Below are 16326 nucleotides of genomic sequence, written 5' to 3'. Positions count from 1 at the left end.
AGCGGCACTGTCCGACAGTGCCGCCGGGTTATCCCACCATTTCGGGTGGGTAAACACGGCATAATGGAACGAATCATTCGATGAAACCGCCGCGCGGCAACGTGCGGCGGTTTGCTTTTGGGGTGCAGGTCCAGCCGCAAAGTCGCCGGCCCGCCTGTACCAAAGAAACCGCGCAGCGCGCGGCGTTCGCTGAACATGGAGACTTTTCAATGGCCACCATTCCCATCACCAAGCGCGGAGCCGAGAAGCTCAAGGACGAACTGCACCGCCTGAAAACCGTGGAGCGTCCCTCCATCATCCAGGCCATCGCCGAGGCACGTGCCCAGGGCGACCTGAGCGAAAACGCCGAATACGAGGCCGCCAAGGACCGCCAAGGCTTCATCGAAGGCCGCATTGCCGAGGTCGAGAGCAAGCTGTCGGCTGCCCAGATCATCGATCCCTCTTCCGTGGATGCCGGTGGCCGCGTGGTCTTCGGTGCAACGGTGGAGCTCGAGGATGAAGACAGCGGCGACACGGTCAAGTACCAGATCGTCGGCGAGGACGAGGCCGATCTCAAGCTGGGCCTGATCAACGTCTCCAGCCCCATCGCGCGCGCGCTGATCGGCAAGGAAGAGGGCGATACCGCCGTCGTGCAGGCACCGGGCGGCGAGCGCCGCTATGAAGTGGTGTCGGTGCGCTACCTCTGATGCGTCGGCGCCTGTGCCTCGATCATTGAGGAAGGCCTAAGCCCATGAGCAACCTGTACGAGCGCATTCCCCTGCTGGCTGCCGCCCTGTGGTGGGGCAGCCTGTCGGCCATCGGCTTCATGGCCGTGCCCATGCTGTTCGCCCAATTGCCCACGCCGGCTGTCGCGGGCTTCATGGCAGCCAAGCTGTTTGCCGCGCAGACCTGGGTGTCCATCGCCTGCGCGGCCCTGCTGCTGGTCCTGTCCCGGCGCAGCAAGGAGCAGGTCCTGCAGCCCTGGGCCAAGGCCTGTCTGGGCTTTGTGATCGCAGGCATGCTGCTGGCATTTCTGGTCCAGTACGGCGTGTCGCCGCGCATCGTTGCACGCGACAACCTCAAGCTGTGGCACAGCGTGGGCACGGTGATGTATGCGCTGCAGTGGCTGTGCGCGCTCGTCGTGCTGTGGCGCATAGGCAGTCCGTCTCAGGCGAAAACCGAGGCCATGGCCTGAGCCCGGTCCTGCCGGTTCGGCGCCATGCCAAACGAAAACGCCCGCAAGCGCGGGCGTTTTTTGTGGGCCGAGCTGCTCACTCGTGCCAGTGCTCGGCCACCCAGGTAGCAGGCCGGATATAGCGAAAGCGCCGATTGCGCCGGCCGGCCAACGCGTCGGGCGGATTGCATTCTCCGTGGAAGATCACCACGCGTGCACCATCCGGCACGAAGGGCGGCTTCCAGTAGTTCGTCGGCCATGCGGGAATGCAGTGGTACTTGAAGCTGGGGCACCAAGCCTGCGGCCAGTACTTGAGCTTGCCCTGCTTGTGCAGCATGTCGGACAGGTAGGCCTGTTCGTTGCGGAAGCTGCTGCGGATCTCTTCGAAATGCGTGCGGAAGTAGTCCAGTACCTCGGGGTGGGCACCCAGCTCGAAGCGGTACACCGAGGAATTGCCAGTGATGCGCCAGGGACGCTTGTAGTCGTGGATGATCAGGAATTCGCCGGGCTCGGTGAAAAAATCGTCCAGCGGCCCGGTGATGACCACGTCCACGTCAAGAAACAGCGCCGTGCCGCGCAGGCCATGCAGGTCGGCACTGAAGGTGGCCAGCTTGTTCCAGCCGCGCTCGGGAATGCCGGCGGGCAGGTTCAGCGGCGGAATGGGCAGGCATTCGACTTCGTCACGAATCCCCACGCCGTCATCGGTCAGGCAGACAAGGCGAAAATCGCCCTTCAGATGCCGACGCACCATGGCGTAGAGCCTGTTGACATACTCCGGACCGTACTTCTTGCCCCACTTCATGCAGATCACGAAGCGCTGCTGCGCAGAGGGGGAGGCGGAGGGCGGTTGCGCGGCCTGGGCCACGCTGGCGGCATGGGATGCTACGGTCATGGATGCGGCGGACTCAGTCTGCCTGGCGCTTCTTGACCGACTTTTGCTTGGGCTTGGCGCGCTTGACCTGGCCACCTGCCGTCAGGCGCTGGTTGCCCAGCACGCGGATCTGCTTGACCTCGGGCTTTTGGCCGGAGCGCTTGCTGAACTTGAGCAGCTTGACATCGCGAGGACCGGGCATGCGGTTCTCGTCGATGGCTTTTTCCTTTTCCGGCATGGGGCGCCAGAGCACCAGCAGCTTGCCGATATGTTGAATGGGTGCAGCGCCAAGTTCGTCGCACAGCTGCAGATACATCTGCTCGCGTGCGGCGCGGTCGTCGTTGAAGACACGGACCTTGATCAGGCCATGTGCGTTAAGGCCGGCGTTGACCTCCTTTTGCACGGCAGCCGTCAGGCCGTCACCTCCGATGAGGACCACGGGGTCCAGGTGGTGTGCGTTGGCGCGGTGTTCCCGGCGCTCGGCGGGAGTCAATTGAATTTGGGGCATGGCCGTATTATCGAGGCTGAAAGAATCCAGCATGAAAGTCAACACAAAAAGCAAGAAGGTCAACAAGGCTTGGCTCAACAGCCACGTCAACGATCCTTACGTCAAAGCCGCCCAGAAGGACGGCTACCGCGCTCGCGCGGCCTACAAACTCAAGGAGATCGACGAGCAGCTCAAGCTCATCCGGCCGGGTGCCACGGTGGTGGATCTGGGCTCTACGCCAGGGGCGTGGAGCCAGTATGTGCGCCGCTGCCTGTCGCCAGAAGGCGCGGCGGTGGGCGCGCTCAATGGCCGGATCATCTCGCTGGATCTGCTGCCCATGGAGCCCATCGAAGGCGTGCAGTTCATTCTGGGCGATTTTCGCGAGGAGCCGGTGCTGGCGCAGCTTCAGGAGGCGCTGGGCGGTGGCAAGGCCGATGTGGTGGTCTCCGACATGGCTCCCAACCTGTCGGGCAACGGGACGACGGACGCGGCGCGCATTGCGCTGCTGGTGGAGCTGGCGGTTGATTTCTCCATCCACCATATGAAACCTGAAGGGGCCTTGGTCGTGAAGCTCTTCCACGGCGGGGCCTACGACGACCTGGTGGCGCTGTTCCGGCAGACCTTCAAGGTGGTCAAGCCGATCAAGCCCAAGTCCTCGCGCGACAAGTCTTCGGAGACGTTTCTGGTGGGCATGGGGCTCAAGTAGCTCTGCGCAGCCGCCCGGCGCGGCCCTGACGCGGGTCAAGACCGCATTCAAGCTATGGCTGCTATAGAGGGATATAGGCGACCAGCCAGCTTGAAACACCTAAAATGGACCGCAAATACGCTTCGAGCACGCTGGAAGTCGTTTTATCTGTATCCCCATTGGAGCCCCGCTTGAACAATCAGTGGTTTTCAAAAATTGCCGTCTGGCTGGTCATCGCCATGGTGCTGTTTACGGTGTTCAAACAATTTGACACCCGTGGCGGCGCCGGCGCGTCCCATGTCGGTTACTCCGAGTTCCTGGAAGAGGTGCGCAGCAACCGCATCAAGAGCGCCACCATCCAGGAAAGCCCCGGCGGCACCGAGATCGTGGCCACGACCAACGATGACCGCAAGGTGCGCACCACAGCCACCTATCTGGATCGCGGGCTCGTGGGTGACCTGATCAACAACAACGTCAAGTTCGACGTCAAGCCCCGCGAAGAAGGCTCGGTCCTGATGACCCTGCTCGTCAGCTGGGGCCCCATGCTGCTGTTGATCGGCGTGTGGGTGTACTTCATGCGCCAGATGCAGGGCGGCGGCAAGGGCGGTGCTTTCAGCTTCGGCAAGAGCAAGGCGCGCATGCTGGACGAGAACAACAACACCGTGACCTTTGCCGACGTTGCAGGCTGCGACGAAGCCAAGGAAGAGGTCAAGGAAGTCGTGGACTTCCTCAAGGACCCCAACAAGTTCCAGAAGCTCGGCGGCCGCATTCCGCGTGGCCTGCTGCTGGTCGGGCCTCCGGGTACCGGCAAGACGCTGCTGGCCAAGTCCATCGCTGGTGAAGCCAAGGTTCCGTTCTTCAGCATCTCGGGTTCCGACTTCGTGGAAATGTTCGTCGGCGTGGGCGCGGCCCGTGTGCGCGACATGTTCGAGAACGCCAAGAAGAACGCACCCTGCATCATCTTCATCGATGAAATCGACGCCGTGGGCCGCCAGCGCGGCGCAGGCCTGGGCGGTGGCAACGATGAGCGTGAACAGACCCTGAACCAGATGCTGGTCGAGATGGACGGCTTCGAGACCAACCTCGGCGTGATCGTCGTGGCTGCGACCAACCGTCCCGACATCCTGGATGCCGCCCTGCTGCGTCCCGGCCGTTTCGACCGCCAGGTGTATGTGACGCTGCCCGATATCCGCGGCCGCGAGCAGATCCTCAATGTGCATATGCGCAAGATCCCTGTCGGCCAGGACGTGAATCCGGGCGTGATCGCCCGCGGCACGCCCGGCATGTCGGGCGCCGATCTGGCCAACCTCTGCAACGAAGCAGCCCTGATGGCCGCGCGCCGCAATGCGCGTACCGTCGAGATGCAGGATTTCGAGAAGGCCAAGGACAAGATCATCATGGGCCCCGAGCGCAAGAGCATGGTCATGCCCGAGGAAGAGCGCCGCAACACGGCCTACCACGAGGCGGGCCACGCGCTGATCGGCAAGCTGCTGCCCAAGTGCGATCCCGTGCACAAGGTCACCATCATCCCCCGCGGCCGTGCGCTGGGCGTAACGATGAGCCTGCCCGAGAAGGACCGCTACTCCTACGACAAGGAGTTCATGCTCAACCAGATCGCCATGCTGTTCGGTGGACGCATTGCCGAAGAAGTGTTCATGAACCAGATGACCACGGGCGCGAGCAATGACTTCGAGCGGGCCACGCAGATCGCACGCGACATGGTCACGCGCTACGGCATGACCGACGCGCTGGGTCCCATGGTCTATGCGGAGCAGGAAGGCGAGCCTTTCCTGGGCCGCTCGATGAGCAAGACCAACAGCATGAGCGAGCAGACGATGCAGAAGGTGGACCAGGAGGTTCGCCGCATCATCGACGAGCAGTACGGACTGGCGCGCAAGCTGATCGAGGACAACTCCGACAAGATGCACGCCATGGCCAAGGCCATGCTCGACTGGGAAACCATCGACGCCGAGCAACTCGATGACATCATGGCCGGCCGCGAGCCGCGTCCTCCCAAGGACTGGGTGCCGCGCAACCCGCCGTCTTCCGACGGTGGCAACTCGTCCGGCGGCACGCCGGCAGTGGATGCCGACCCTGCGCCCACCACGGCCTGATCTGCTTGCCGCAGAATCTGCCAATCCCATGCAAAGGGCCCCGAGGGGCCCTTTTGCTTTGCTTGCAGGATGTGTTCAATCGCCCACAGCGGTGGCCGAGCGAGGGGCCCCGTCCGGCAAGCGCCTACCTTCAGGAAACCCCATGCCGCATCAATGGCAGACTTCGCGCTTTGTTCTAGACCTTCAGCGTCCACTGGTCATGGGCATCGTCAATGTGACGCCCGACTCGTTTTCCGACGGCGGGCGGCACAACACGGTGGAGCAGGCCTTGCGACATGCAGAGCAACTGGTCAGTGAGGGCGCGCACATCCTCGATATCGGTGGCGAGTCCACCAGGCCCGGCTCACCGGCTGTTCCGCTGGACGAGGAATTGCGGCGCGTGCTGCCCGTGGTGCAGGGCGCGGTGGAACTGGGCGTGCCTGTCTCCGTCGATACCTACAAGCCCGAGGTCATGCAGGCCGTGCTGGATCTGGGGGCCGACATCGTCAACGACATCTGGGCGCTGCGCCAGCCGGGCGCGCAGCAGGTGGTGGCCGCGCACCCGCGCTGCGGCATCTGTCTCATGCACATGCATGGCACGCCGCAGGACATGCAGACCATGCCCATGCAAGGCGATGCCGTGCCCGCCGTGCGCGATTTCCTGCAGTTGCACACCGATGCCCTGCTGGCTCGGGGCGTGGCGCGCGAGCGCATTGTCTGGGACTACGGCATCGGCTTCGGCAAAAGCGTGGCACAGAATTTTTCGCTGCTTGCGCGCCAGCAGGAATTGCTGGGCCTAGACTTCCCGCTGCTGGCGGGCTGGTCGCGCAAGGGCTCGCTCGGGCAGGTCAGTGGCCTTGCGCAGGGCCAGCGCATGGTGCCCAGTGTGGCGGCGGCGCTGCTGGCAGTGGAGCGGGGTGCGCGCGTGGTGCGCGTACACGACGTGGCAGATACGGTGGCGGCATTGACGGTCTGGCAGACCATGCACGACAACAACTGAACAACAAAGGAGCACTATGGCACGCACATATTTTGGTACCGATGGAATTCGCGGCCTGGTGGGCCGCTCGCCCATCACCCCCGATTTCGCGCTGCGCCTGGCGCACGCCGTGGGCCGTGTGCTGCGGCGCAAGGAAGCCCGCCCGATGGTGCTGATCGGCAAGGACACCCGGATCTCGGGCTACATGCTGGAAAGTGCCCTGGAGTCCGGCTTCAACTCGGCCGGCGTGGACGTGATGCTGCTCGGTCCCCTGCCCACCCCGGGCGTGGCCTACCTGACGCGCGCCCAGCGCGCCAGCCTGGGCGTGGTCATCAGCGCCAGCCACAACCCTTACTACGACAACGGCATCAAGTTCTTCAGCGCCCAGGGCACCAAGCTGCCCGATGCCTGGGAGGAAGAGGTCGAGCAGGCCTTGACCGAAGATCCCGTGTGGGCCGACTCTGCCGCTCTGGGAAAGGCCCGGCGCCTTGAAGACGCGGCAGGGCGCTACATCGAGTTCTGCAAGAGCACCTTTGACCATGCACTCACGCTCAAGGGCGTGAAGATCGTTGTCGATGCGGCCCATGGCGCGGCCTATCAGATCGCACCCAAGGTCTTCCATGAACTGGGGGCCGATGTGGTGGCCATAGGCTGTGCGCCCGATGGACTGAACATCAACGAAGACGTGGGTGCCACGCACCCCGAGGCTCTGGTGCTGGCCGTGCGCGCCAACAAGGCCGATTTCGGCGTGGCGCTGGATGGCGATGCCGACCGGCTACTGCTGGTCGATGCGGCAGGGCGGCTCTACAACGGCGACGAGCTGCTGTATCTGATGGCGGCCGACCGGCTGGCGCGCGGCGAGGCCGTGCCGGGCGCCGTGGGCACACTGATGACCAATATGGCCGTGGAGGTGGCGCTGAAGTCCCAGGGCGTGGGCTTTGTGCGTGCCAAGGTGGGCGACCGCTATGTGCTGGAAGAGTTGCACCGCCAGGGCTGGACCCTGGGCGGTGAGGGCTCGGGCCATTTGCTGGCGCTGGACAAGCACACCACGGGCGACGGCCTGGTCAGCGCACTGCAGGTGCTGCAGGCCTGCGTGCGCTCGGGCAAGAGCCTGTCGCAGTGGCTGTCGTCCGTGCAGCTGTTTCCCCAGGTGCTGCTCAACGTGCGGCTGCAGCCGGGCCAGGACTGGAAGCGCAACACCCAATTGGAAGAGGCCACCGAGGCCGTCAAGGCCGAGCTGGGCGATACCGGGCGTGTGCTCATCCGCGCCAGCGGCACCGAGCCTTTGCTGCGCGTGATGGTGGAGGCGCGCGATGGCGATCAGGCCAGCCGCTGTGCCGAGCGCCTGGCCAGCGTGGCCAAGAATTCGCCGGTTGCCTGAGCGGTTGCGCGCTCCTGTGCATGGAAGGCCGAGGCTTCATGCCTCGGCTTTTTTTCGTCTGGATTCCGGTGCGCGAGGTGATGCGATGCGCGCGGTGATGCGGCCCGGTCAGCCCTGGCTGCGCAAGAAGGACTCCAGCGCCTCAGGTGCCAGCGGGCGGCTGAAATGGTAGCCCTGGGCTTCATCGCAGCCCTGCTCGCGCAGGAACTCCAGCTGCGCCTCGGTCTCCACGCCCTCGGCCGTGGTCTGCATGCCCAGGGCCTGGGCCATGCGGATGATGGCGCTGACAATGGCGCGGTCGTTGCTGTCGTGGTCCAGATCCTGGATGAAGGACTGGTCGATCTTGAGCTTGTAGATCTGAAAGCGCTTGAGCTGGCTCAGGGATGAATAGCCGGTGCCGAAGTCATCCATGGCCAGGCGCACGCCGTGCTCGCGCAGCCGGTCCATGGTGGCTGTCGCCTGGCGCGGATCATGGATGGCAACGCCCTCGGTCAGCTCCAGCTCCAGCGAATCGGCCGGCAGGTCGCTGTCGAGCAGGATGCGGTTGATGATCTCGGGCAGTTGCTGCTGATGGAACTGGATGGCCGAAAGATTCACGGCCACCTTCAGGTCGCACAGGCCCGCATTGCGCCAGACCTGCAACTGCTGCATGGCGCTGCGCAGCACCCATTCGCCGATCTGCAGGATCTGGCCACTGTCCTCGGCCACGGGAATGAACTCGGCCGGTGAGACCGAGCCCAGTTCCGGGTGCTCCCAGCGCAGCAGCGCCTCCACGCTGCGCACGCGGCCGGTGCTCAGCGTGATCTGCGGCTGATAGTGCAGATACAGCTGATTGCGCTCCAGCGCCCGGCGCAGCGCGTTCTCCAGCTGCAGGGCGCGCAGGGACTGGGCCTGCATCTGCGGCGTGAAGAAGCGGTAGGTGTTGCGACCGGCCTGCTTGGCGTGGTACATGGCCGCGTCGGCGGCCTGTGTCAGCGAGTCGATGTCGTGGCCGTCGCGCGGGTACAGCGCAATGCCCATGGACGGCGCAATGGTCAGCTCATGGCGGTCGATCTGGTAGGCCTGGCGCGACGCCTCCTGCAGCTTGCCGGCCACGCGGGCCGCGCCCTGGGCATTAGCGCCGGGCAGCAGCAGCACGAATTCGTCGCCGCCGATGCGGGCCACCGTATCGCGGTCGCGCACGACGGCACGCAGGCGGCGGGCAATCTCCACCAGCAGGGCATCGCCCACGCGATGACCCAGCGAATCATTGACATGCTTGAAGTGGTCCAGGTCCAGGAACATCACGGCCAGCGGCGTGTCGTTGGCCTTGGCCAGCTCGATGGCGCGGGCACTGCGCTCGGCCAGCAGCGTGCGGTTGGGCAGGCCGGTGAGCGCGTCGTAGTGCGCCATCCAGTAGATGCGTTCCTGGTCCAGCTTGCGGTCGGCAATCTCCCGGTGCAGGTTCTCCACCGTGGCGCTGAGTTCGCGTGTGCGGTCGCGCACCTGCTGCTCCAGCAGCTCGTGGGCCTGGCTCAGGGCCTGCTGGGCACGCAGGCGGTCGTCGATATCGCTCACGATCCAGATCGATCCCTCGCGCGCATCGCCCGGATTGATGAGCCGCCCCGTGAGCTCTCCCCAGAACAGGCTGCCGTCCTTGCGGCGCAGGCGGCGCTGCGTGCGAAAGGACAGGCCGGCGCTCAGCGTGCGGTAGGCCTCGCGTCCCAGGCTGCGCAGCTCATCGCGGCTGGGATGCAGGTGTTCGCTGTTGATGCCCACGAGCGCATGCTCGCCCGCGTAGCCGAAGATGTCTGCGTAGCACTGGTTGCAGCGGACGATGACGCGTTGGCGAATGAAGACGATGCCGACGCCGGCATTGTCGAGCAGGGCCTGCTGCTCGCGCAGGCTGCGTTGCAGGGACGCCGCCATCATCGAAGACGGACGTTCGAGTACAGGGTCGTACGCAATCGTCGGCGCGGACATGGCGAAGCGGTGGGGCGGTAATGAAGGGAGGGTGGGAAGCTTACAAAGTGTAGCACTTGTGCGAAAAACACTCTATCGGCCTTCCCTGACGCAAGCAGGGCCTGGGCCATCATGGGCCGTCACGGGCCGGGTGCAACTTGCCTGCGCCTGCGTTTTCCGGAGGCTTCGGCATCCAGCCGATCGGCCAGCTCATACAGCACGCCATGCCGCAGGGCGCCATGCGTCACGCGCATGCGCTCGATGCCCAGGCTGGAGAAGATCGCCCGCATCACGCTCATGCCGCCGCCGATCATGGGGCGCAGTTCTTCCTTGAGCCCGTCCATGTTCACGCGGCTGACATGCCCTGCACGCAGCAACTGCGCCTGCAGCCAGTCCAGTCCCTGCCGCGTGATCCAGCCGGCCGTGCCATCGGGTGCATGGGCCAGCACCTTGACGATGGCACCGGCCGTGCCGGAGGACCCATAGGCATGGCTCCACTGCCCGGCGGCAAACCGCGCGGCTTCGGGCGCAATGATGTCGGCCACCGCCGCTTCGGCCTGGGACAGTGCCTGGGCCGACAGCTCTCCATCGGGAAAGTGGCGCAATGCCCAGGTCACGCTGCCGAAAGCGAAGGAGCGTGCCTGCAGCACCTGCCGCTGCTGGCCAAGGCACAGCTCGGTCGATCGGCCACCGATGTCCACCACCAGCCGCCGCTGGGGACCGGGCGGCAGCAACTGGGCGACGCCGCGATAGATCAGGCGTGCTTCTTCCTCGCCGTCGATGACTTCGATGGAGCAGCCCAGGATGCGCTGGCCCTCGTCCAGGAAGACCTGGCGGTTCGATGCCTCTCTCAGCGTCTGCGTGGCCACGGCACGAACGCGGTGGCGGGGCAGGTCGCCCAGCACCTGCGCATAGCGCTCCAGGCAGGCCCAGCCACGCTGCATGGCCTCCAGGCTCAGGGCTCCCTGTTCGTCCAGGGCGCTGCCCAGGCGTATGGCTTCCTTGCGGTGGCTGAACAGCTGTACCTTTGCGCCGTCGCTGCGGGCCATGGCCAGCAGGCAGCTGTTGGAGCCAATGTCGATGGCGGCCAGGCGGCTTTCGGGGGGATTGGAAGAGGGCATGCGCGAAAGGCGGACGACGACACGGCTGCGGCAGGTTTGCAGCAGCCAACGCCATCCAGGGGGATGGCAGTGAGCTTAGCACCCTGGCGATACAGCGTGGCCCTCGTGGCTGCGTGACCTGGTCATGACCTTTGCATGACAGCGACAGCGCAGCCATTCCTTGCCGGAAGTCGCTTGTATGACAGGTGTCATGCGTGGGCGGGATTTATGTCATGAACATGTCACAAACCCGGGGCAGACTGCCCGAATCCCCGGTCCACGGGGTGACTACCGGGTCCTGCACAGGCCGGGCCCCTGCATCCATGCCCCAGACATTCACGCCGATTCCCGCCAGCGCCTCTGCCGCGCCTGCCGAACCAGAACATGAACAGGGGCTGCGCACCATGCCCGCAGGGCCGGCCTCGCTGGGCATGGCCCGCGAGACAGCGCCCATACCCGTCTCTGCACCCTTGAATGTCCCGATGATGCCCCTGGCCAAAAGCCTTTCCACCGCCCTGCTGGAATTGCAGGGCCAGGCGATGCCAGCGTCTGCCCCGGTCTCTGCTGCGGGGCTGGTCGCCGCGGCATACACTGGCCTGTACGCCACAGCCGAAAGCGGTGAAGTGCAACAGCAGCAGCAACAACAGTTTCTGGACCGCGACCATTGCATCCTGGCGTTCAACGAACGCGTGCTGGACTGGGCTGTGCGCGAGGATGTGCCGCTGCTGGAGCGGCTGCGCTACCTGTGCATCGTCTCTTCCAATCTCGACGAATGGTTCGAGGTGCGCTGCGCCCCCCATGTGACGGCGGCCAAGGCAGGCGACGCCAAGGGTCTGTATACGCTGCAGAGCTTTCGTTCGCTGATGGACAAGGCGCATGAGCTGGTATTGCGCCAGTACACGCTGTACAACCAATCGCTGATTCCTGCCTTTGCGGGGCAGGGCATACGCGTGGTCTCCCATGGCGAGCGCAGCAGCGCCCAGCGCAAATGGGTGCGCGAATACTTTCTGCGCGAAGTCCAGCCCCTGCTCATGCCGGTGGGCCTGGACCCATCCCATCCATTTCCCCAGGTGGCCAACAAGGCGCTGAACTTCATCGTGCGCCTCAAGGGTGTCGATGCCTTTGGCCGCGCCAACGAGGTGGCCATCGTCAAGGTCCCGCGTGCCTTGCCTCGCCTGGTGCGCCTGCCGGAGAAGATCGCGGGCAAGCAGCGCCTGTTCGTGAGCATCTCCAGCATCGTGCGCGCCCATCTGGTCGAGCTGTTCCCGGGGCGTGAGGTGGCGGAGTTCGCGCAATTCCGTGTCACCCGCCATTCGGACCTGGCGGTGGATGAGGACGATGTCAGCGACCTGCGCATGGCGCTGCGCCAGGGTCTGCACCACCGCCACTACGGCCAGGCCGTGCGGCTGGAGGTGTCCTTTGCCTGCTCGCCCATGTTGTCCGACCTGCTGCTGGGCCAGTTCGGCCTGCCGACCGAGGCACTGTTCCGCGTCAAGGGGCCCGTGAACCTGGTGCGCCAGTCGCAGCTGGTCGATCTGGTCGATGACCCCGCACTGCTGTTCCCGCCGTGGCGGCCGGCATGGCCGCGCCAGCTGCAGCCGGGCCGCTCGGTGATGGCCCAGATCCGCAAGCGTGATGTGCTGATCCACCAGCCTTTCGAGAGCTTCGACGGCGTGCTGGAGCTGCTGCGCGAGGCCGTCAACGACCCCGAGGTGCTGGCCATCAAGCAGACCATCTACCGCACCGGGTCCGACTCCGAAATCATGCAGTTGCTGGCCGAGGCCGTGCGCCGCGGCAAGGAGGTGCTGGCCGTGCTGGAGCTCAAGGCCCGCTTTGACGAAGAGGCCAACATCAACTCCGCCGAGAAGCTGGAGGCCCTGGGCGCCCAGGTGGTCTACGGCGTGCTGGGCCTGAAGACGCACGCCAAGATGCTGCTGATCACGCGCCGCGAAAAGCGCAGCGGACAGCTCAAGCGCTATGGACACCTGTCCACCGGCAATTACAACGTGCGCACGGCGCGCCTGTACACGGACATCAGCCAGCTGACCTGCGATGCGCAGATCACGGCCGATATGGATGCCGTATTCAGCCACCTGTCCAGCCACAACCGCCTGCCCAAGCTGCACCAGCTGGTGATTGCGCCGTTCCAGCTGCACGACCGCATGCTGGCGCTGATCAACCAGGTGGGCGAGGCGGCGCAGCGCGGCGAAGAGGCGCGCATCGTGCTCAAGATGAATGCGCTGACCGACGAACTGCTCATGCAGGCCCTGGTGCGTGCCGGCCAGCAGGGCGCGCGCATCGATCTCATCGTGCGCAGTGCCTGCATGCTGCCGCCGCAGCGCAAGGGCTGGACCGACAACATCCGCGTGCGCTCCATCATCGGCCGTTTCCTGGAGCACTCGCGCGTCTTCTACTTTGCCTGGGGCAAGCAGCAGGAGCTGCTGCTGTCCAGCGCCGACTGGATGAACCGCAACATGATGCGCCGGGTGGAACTGGCCTGGCCCGTGCGCGACCCCGTGCTGCGCCAGCAGGTGATAGACGAATGCCTGGTCGCTGGCCTGTATGACAACCGCGATGCCTGGACCCTGGAGGCCAACGGTGCCTACCAGCGTGCACCCTATCCGACCACGGGCCTGGGTGCGCAGCGCGCCTTGATGGAGCGCTACGGCCCCCAGGTCTGAGCTGCGTCACGGCCGGCGCGCCGGCCGCCCCGCGCCATCCCGCCACAAGCCGAAGCGGGTGGCCGTGCTCAGTGCAGATGCAGCTGCAAGGTCCAGGGCGTCTTCTGCCAGGCCACGGCCTCGGTGCGCAGCAGCTGGGCGGACTGGGGATAGCTTTTGGCCCAGCCTTCCGGCACGGTCAGGTGAAAGACGCTGTCCGAGCGATGCAGGCGCATGCCCTGCAGATCGGGGTCACGCCGGGCATGGCACAGCTGCACGGCCAGCCGCAGTGCCAGCAGGGGCCAGGCCACGGCCTGGTCCTCGATGGCGGCTTCCAGCTTGCGCAGCTTGCCCTGGTGGCCGAGCACGAGCTGGGTGATGCGCGCGCGCAGCTCCACAGGCCATGTCGCGGCACCGCAGTGCTCGGTGATGTAGGCGCCGTGCCGGTGGTAGGCGCTCAGGGAGATGCGCATGCCGATCTCGTGCAGGCTGGCAGCCGTGTCCAGTGCATGCGTGGACAGGACATCGGGCGGTTGTTGCGCGTGCAGCGATTGCCAGGCCCAGCGTGCCACCTTGCGCACGCGCAGCGCATGCGCGGCGTCAATGCCGAAGTCCTGCTGCAGTGCGGCAATTTCGGCTGCCTCGCGGTCGGCGGGGGGCTCGTGCTCCAGCAGGTCGTGCAAAACGCCCTGGCGCAGCGCGCCCTGGGCGACTTCCAGTTCATTGATGCCCAGCAGGCCCAGGGCCGCAATCAGGATGCTCAGGCCTCCGGCGATGACGGCGCGGCGGTCTTCCTTGAGTCCGGCCAGCCGGATGCGGTCCACATGGCCGGCCTCCATCAGCTGCTCATGCAGCCAGCGCAGGCTGTCGGGCGTGATCAGCCCGCCGGAATATCCGTTGGCAGCCAGGATGTCGCCCACGGCGTTGGCCGTGCCCGACGAGGCATAGGCGCAGTCCCATGCAGTGGCCGGGTAGGCCGAGACGGTCTGGGTGAGGGCCGCCTGCGCGGCCTTGATGGCGGCCGAGAAATGTGCGCGCGACAGCGTGCCTTCGCCAAAGAACTGCGTGCTCCAGGCGACGCTGCCTATGGGGTAGGAGGCCACTTGGCGCGCCTCGCCATGCTGGCCGATGATGACTTCGGTCGAGCGGCCGCCAATGTCCACCACCAGGCGCCGCTGCTGCGAGGGAGGCAACAGGCTGGAGACGCCGCGATAGATCAGCCGGGCCTCTTCCTCGCCCGAGATGACCTCGATGGGAAAGCCCAGCAGGGCGCTGCCGCGTGCGATGAAGACATCGCGGTTGCGGGCCTCCCGCAGGGTTTGGGTGGCCACGGCGCGGACCTGGTCGGCAGGAAAGCCGGCCAGGCGCTCGCCAAAGCGTGCCAGGCAGTCCCAGCCGCGTTGCATGGCCTCGTCGGTCAGCTCATGGTGCTCGTTGAGCCCATTGCCCTGGCGCACGGTCTCCTTGAGATATTCCACGCGCTCTATGCGCTGGTGGCTGCCGACGCGGCCTATTTCTAGGCGAAAGCTGTTGGATCCGAGGTCAACGGCGGCGAGCAGGGATTCTGGTGCCATGAAAGAAACGCCAATCAAGATTCGTCGAGCAGGAGTGCACAGCGGTGCCGGGTGGCAGGGCTGCGCTTGTCTGGTGCCAGCTCGTGCGAGGCACAAGACTAAGACGGAATTGTGACACCGCGATGACCTGGGTCTTACAGACTATGGCCCAGCATTTGTGACGCCTTTTCTCTGTGTCATATCAATGTCACAAAGCCTTCTTACAGTCCAGTCATCGCATCTTTCAACCCCTAAGAGGTCTGTACATGAAGTTGTCTGTGATTCACATTCTGGTGGCTGGTGCTCTGTCTGCGGGCGGTATGGGCCAGGCCCTGGCCCAGCAGGAAGCCACCGGCGCCGGCGCCAGCTTCCCTGCGCCGCTGTACTCGAAGTGGGCCGCCGATTACCACAAGGCCACCGGCGTGAAGATCAACTACCAGTCCGTGGGCTCCAGCGCCGGCATCAAGCAGATCGAAGCCAAGACCGTGGACTTCGGTGCTTCGGACGAGCCGCTCAAGGACGACGAACTGGCCAAGAAGGGTCTGGTGCAATTCCCCACCGTGATCGGCGGCATCGTGCCCGTGGTCAATATCAAGGGCATCCAGCCCGGCCAGCTCAAACTGACCGGCCAGGTGCTGGGTGACATCTACCTGGGCAAGATCACCAAGTGGAACGACGAGGCCATCAAGGCCCTGAACCCCGGCGTGACCCTGCCTGACGCCACCATCGCTCCCGTACGCCGTGCTGACGGCTCGGGCACCACCTTCGGCTTCACAAACTACCTGTCCAAGGTCAATGCCGAGTGGAAGGAAAAGGTTGGCGAAGGCAAGGCCGTGAACTGGCCCACAGGTGCCGGCGGCAAGGGCAATGAAGGCGTGGCCGCCTTCGTGGGCCGCCTGCCCAACTCCATCGGCTACGTCGAGTACGCCTATGTCAAGCAAAACAAGCTGACCTACACGCAACTGCAGACCGCTGGCGGCGCCTTCGTGTCGCCCGACGACGCCACCTTCAAGGCCGCTGCCGCCGGTGCCGACTGGGCCAAGAGCTTCTACCAGATCCTGACCAACCAGCCCGGCAAGGATGCATGGCCCATCACCTCGGCCACGTTCATCATCATGCACAAGGCCCAGGACAAGCCCGCACAGGCCGCTGCCTCGCTGAAGTTCTTCGAGTGGGCCTACAAGTCCGGCGACAAGACCGCCACCGACCTGGACTACGTGCCCATGCCTGACGCCGTCAAGAACGTGATCTTCCAATCCTGGGGTCAAGTCAAGGACGCCTCGGGTACCGCGATTTCCCTGAAGTAAACCCTGAAAAGGGGCCGTGGCGCACCGCCGGCAGGTGCATCATGGCCCCCCTGATCTCCCCACAAACCGCGAATAAAGGCGCCTCACGTGTCCACAACGTCGCCCTCGAACTCGCT

At 65.1% G+C, this 16326-nt stretch carries 13 protein-coding genes; 8 read left to right on the top strand and 5 right to left on the bottom strand.

Translation table 11 applies throughout. The annotated features are described in order from the left end of the window. Positions 1-209 precede the first annotated feature (209 nt). Entirely contained in the window at positions 210-686 is a 477-nt protein-coding gene (greA, locus tag DA1_RS27095) for a transcription elongation factor GreA (protein ID WP_012206729.1), read from the top strand. A gap of 44 nt (positions 687-730) precedes the next feature. Then, a complete protein-coding gene (locus DA1_RS27090; RefSeq protein WP_034396156.1) occupies positions 731-1174 on the top strand; it encodes a DUF4149 domain-containing protein in 444 nt (147 codons plus the stop codon). Positions 1175-1250: 76 nt separating this feature from the next. Here the strand turns inward: DA1_RS27090 and DA1_RS27085 are convergent, their stop codons facing one another. Together DA1_RS27085 and DA1_RS27080 are read right to left on the bottom strand one after the other, a co-directional pair. Continuing rightward, positions 1251-2045: a hypothetical protein gene (locus DA1_RS27085; RefSeq protein WP_013801461.1), complete on the bottom strand. Its 795-nt coding sequence runs from the start codon at positions 2043-2045 to the stop codon at positions 1251-1253. 13 nt (positions 2046-2058) lie between these two features. Continuing rightward, on the bottom strand, positions 2059-2532 hold the full coding sequence (locus tag DA1_RS27080; RefSeq protein WP_012206726.1) for a YhbY family RNA-binding protein: 474 nt from the start codon (positions 2530-2532) through the stop codon (positions 2059-2061). A 31-nt stretch (positions 2533-2563) separates the two neighbouring features. Here DA1_RS27080 and DA1_RS27075 point away from each other — a divergent pair, with 31 nt between their 5' ends. The 4 genes from DA1_RS27075 (at position 2564) to glmM (ending at position 7649) form a co-directional block, all read left to right on the top strand. Beyond that, positions 2564-3217: an RlmE family RNA methyltransferase gene (locus tag DA1_RS27075; protein WP_012206725.1), complete on the top strand. Its 654-nt coding sequence runs from the start codon at positions 2564-2566 to the stop codon at positions 3215-3217. Between the two features lie 170 nt (positions 3218-3387). Then, complete coding sequence (gene ftsH, locus DA1_RS27070) at positions 3388-5310, top strand: ATP-dependent zinc metalloprotease FtsH (RefSeq protein ID WP_016447469.1); 1923 nt, start codon at positions 3388-3390, stop codon at positions 5308-5310. Positions 5311-5452: 142 nt separating this feature from the next. Continuing rightward, positions 5453-6289, top strand: a complete 837-nt coding sequence (folP, locus tag DA1_RS27065; protein ID WP_034396153.1) for a dihydropteroate synthase — start codon at positions 5453-5455, stop codon at positions 6287-6289. Between the two features lie 16 nt (positions 6290-6305). Further along, on the top strand, positions 6306-7649 hold the full coding sequence (gene glmM, locus DA1_RS27060) for a phosphoglucosamine mutase (RefSeq protein WP_034396150.1): 1344 nt from the start codon (positions 6306-6308) through the stop codon (positions 7647-7649). Between the two features lie 108 nt (positions 7650-7757). Here the strand turns inward: glmM and DA1_RS27055 are convergent, their stop codons facing one another. Continuing rightward, complete coding sequence (locus tag DA1_RS27055; protein ID WP_034396146.1) at positions 7758-9611, bottom strand: EAL domain-containing protein; 1854 nt, start codon at positions 9609-9611, stop codon at positions 7758-7760. A gap of 119 nt (positions 9612-9730) precedes the next feature. Further along, complete coding sequence (locus DA1_RS27050) at positions 9731-10711, bottom strand: Ppx/GppA family phosphatase (RefSeq protein ID WP_034396142.1); 981 nt, start codon at positions 10709-10711, stop codon at positions 9731-9733. A 212-nt stretch (positions 10712-10923) separates the two neighbouring features. Here DA1_RS27050 and ppk1 point away from each other — a divergent pair, with 212 nt between their 5' ends. Then, entirely contained in the window at positions 10924-13371 is a 2448-nt protein-coding gene (gene ppk1 / locus DA1_RS27045) for a polyphosphate kinase 1 (RefSeq protein WP_034396140.1), read from the top strand. Between the two features lie 68 nt (positions 13372-13439). Here ppk1 and DA1_RS27040 read toward each other — a convergent pair whose 3' ends face one another. Beyond that, positions 13440-14924, bottom strand: a complete 1485-nt coding sequence (locus DA1_RS27040) for a Ppx/GppA phosphatase family protein (protein WP_034396137.1) — start codon at positions 14922-14924, stop codon at positions 13440-13442. Between the two features lie 245 nt (positions 14925-15169). Between DA1_RS27040 and pstS the strand changes: the two genes are divergently transcribed. Then, positions 15170-16210, top strand: coding sequence for a phosphate ABC transporter substrate-binding protein PstS (gene pstS / locus DA1_RS27035; protein ID WP_012206717.1), 1041 nt, complete (start codon positions 15170-15172; stop codon positions 16208-16210). Positions 16211-16326: the final 116 nt, after the last annotated feature.

Source organism: Delftia acidovorans NBRC 14950, from assembly GCF_001598795.1.
Taxonomy (GTDB): domain Bacteria; phylum Pseudomonadota; class Gammaproteobacteria; order Burkholderiales; family Burkholderiaceae_C; genus Comamonas; species Comamonas acidovorans.
The sequence above is the reverse complement of the archived record's forward strand: the minus strand, read 5'-3'. Positions and strand labels throughout refer to the sequence as shown.

Coding starts and splice junctions, on each gene's coding strand:
- DA1_RS27075 (WP_012206725.1), top strand. CDS start 2,564: ATGAAAGTCAACACAAAAAGCAAGAAGGTCAACAAGGCTTGGCTCAAC.
- pstS (WP_012206717.1), top strand. CDS start 15,170: ATGAAGTTGTCTGTGATTCACATTCTGGTGGCTGGTGCTCTGTCTGCG.
- DA1_RS27090 (WP_034396156.1), top strand. CDS start 731: ATGAGCAACCTGTACGAGCGCATTCCCCTGCTGGCTGCCGCCCTGTGG.
- DA1_RS27040 (WP_034396137.1), bottom strand. CDS start 14,924: ATGGCACCAGAATCCCTGCTCGCCGCCGTTGACCTCGGATCCAACAGC.
- DA1_RS27055 (WP_034396146.1), bottom strand. CDS start 9,611: ATGTCCGCGCCGACGATTGCGTACGACCCTGTACTCGAACGTCCGTCT.
- folP (WP_034396153.1), top strand. CDS start 5,453: ATGCCGCATCAATGGCAGACTTCGCGCTTTGTTCTAGACCTTCAGCGT.
- greA (WP_012206729.1), top strand. CDS start 210: ATGGCCACCATTCCCATCACCAAGCGCGGAGCCGAGAAGCTCAAGGAC.
- DA1_RS27080 (WP_012206726.1), bottom strand. CDS start 2,532: ATGCCCCAAATTCAATTGACTCCCGCCGAGCGCCGGGAACACCGCGCC.
- glmM (WP_034396150.1), top strand. CDS start 6,306: ATGGCACGCACATATTTTGGTACCGATGGAATTCGCGGCCTGGTGGGC.
- DA1_RS27050 (WP_034396142.1), bottom strand. CDS start 10,711: ATGCCCTCTTCCAATCCCCCCGAAAGCCGCCTGGCCGCCATCGACATT.
- ppk1 (WP_034396140.1), top strand. CDS start 10,924: ATGAACATGTCACAAACCCGGGGCAGACTGCCCGAATCCCCGGTCCAC.
- DA1_RS27085 (WP_013801461.1), bottom strand. CDS start 2,045: ATGACCGTAGCATCCCATGCCGCCAGCGTGGCCCAGGCCGCGCAACCG.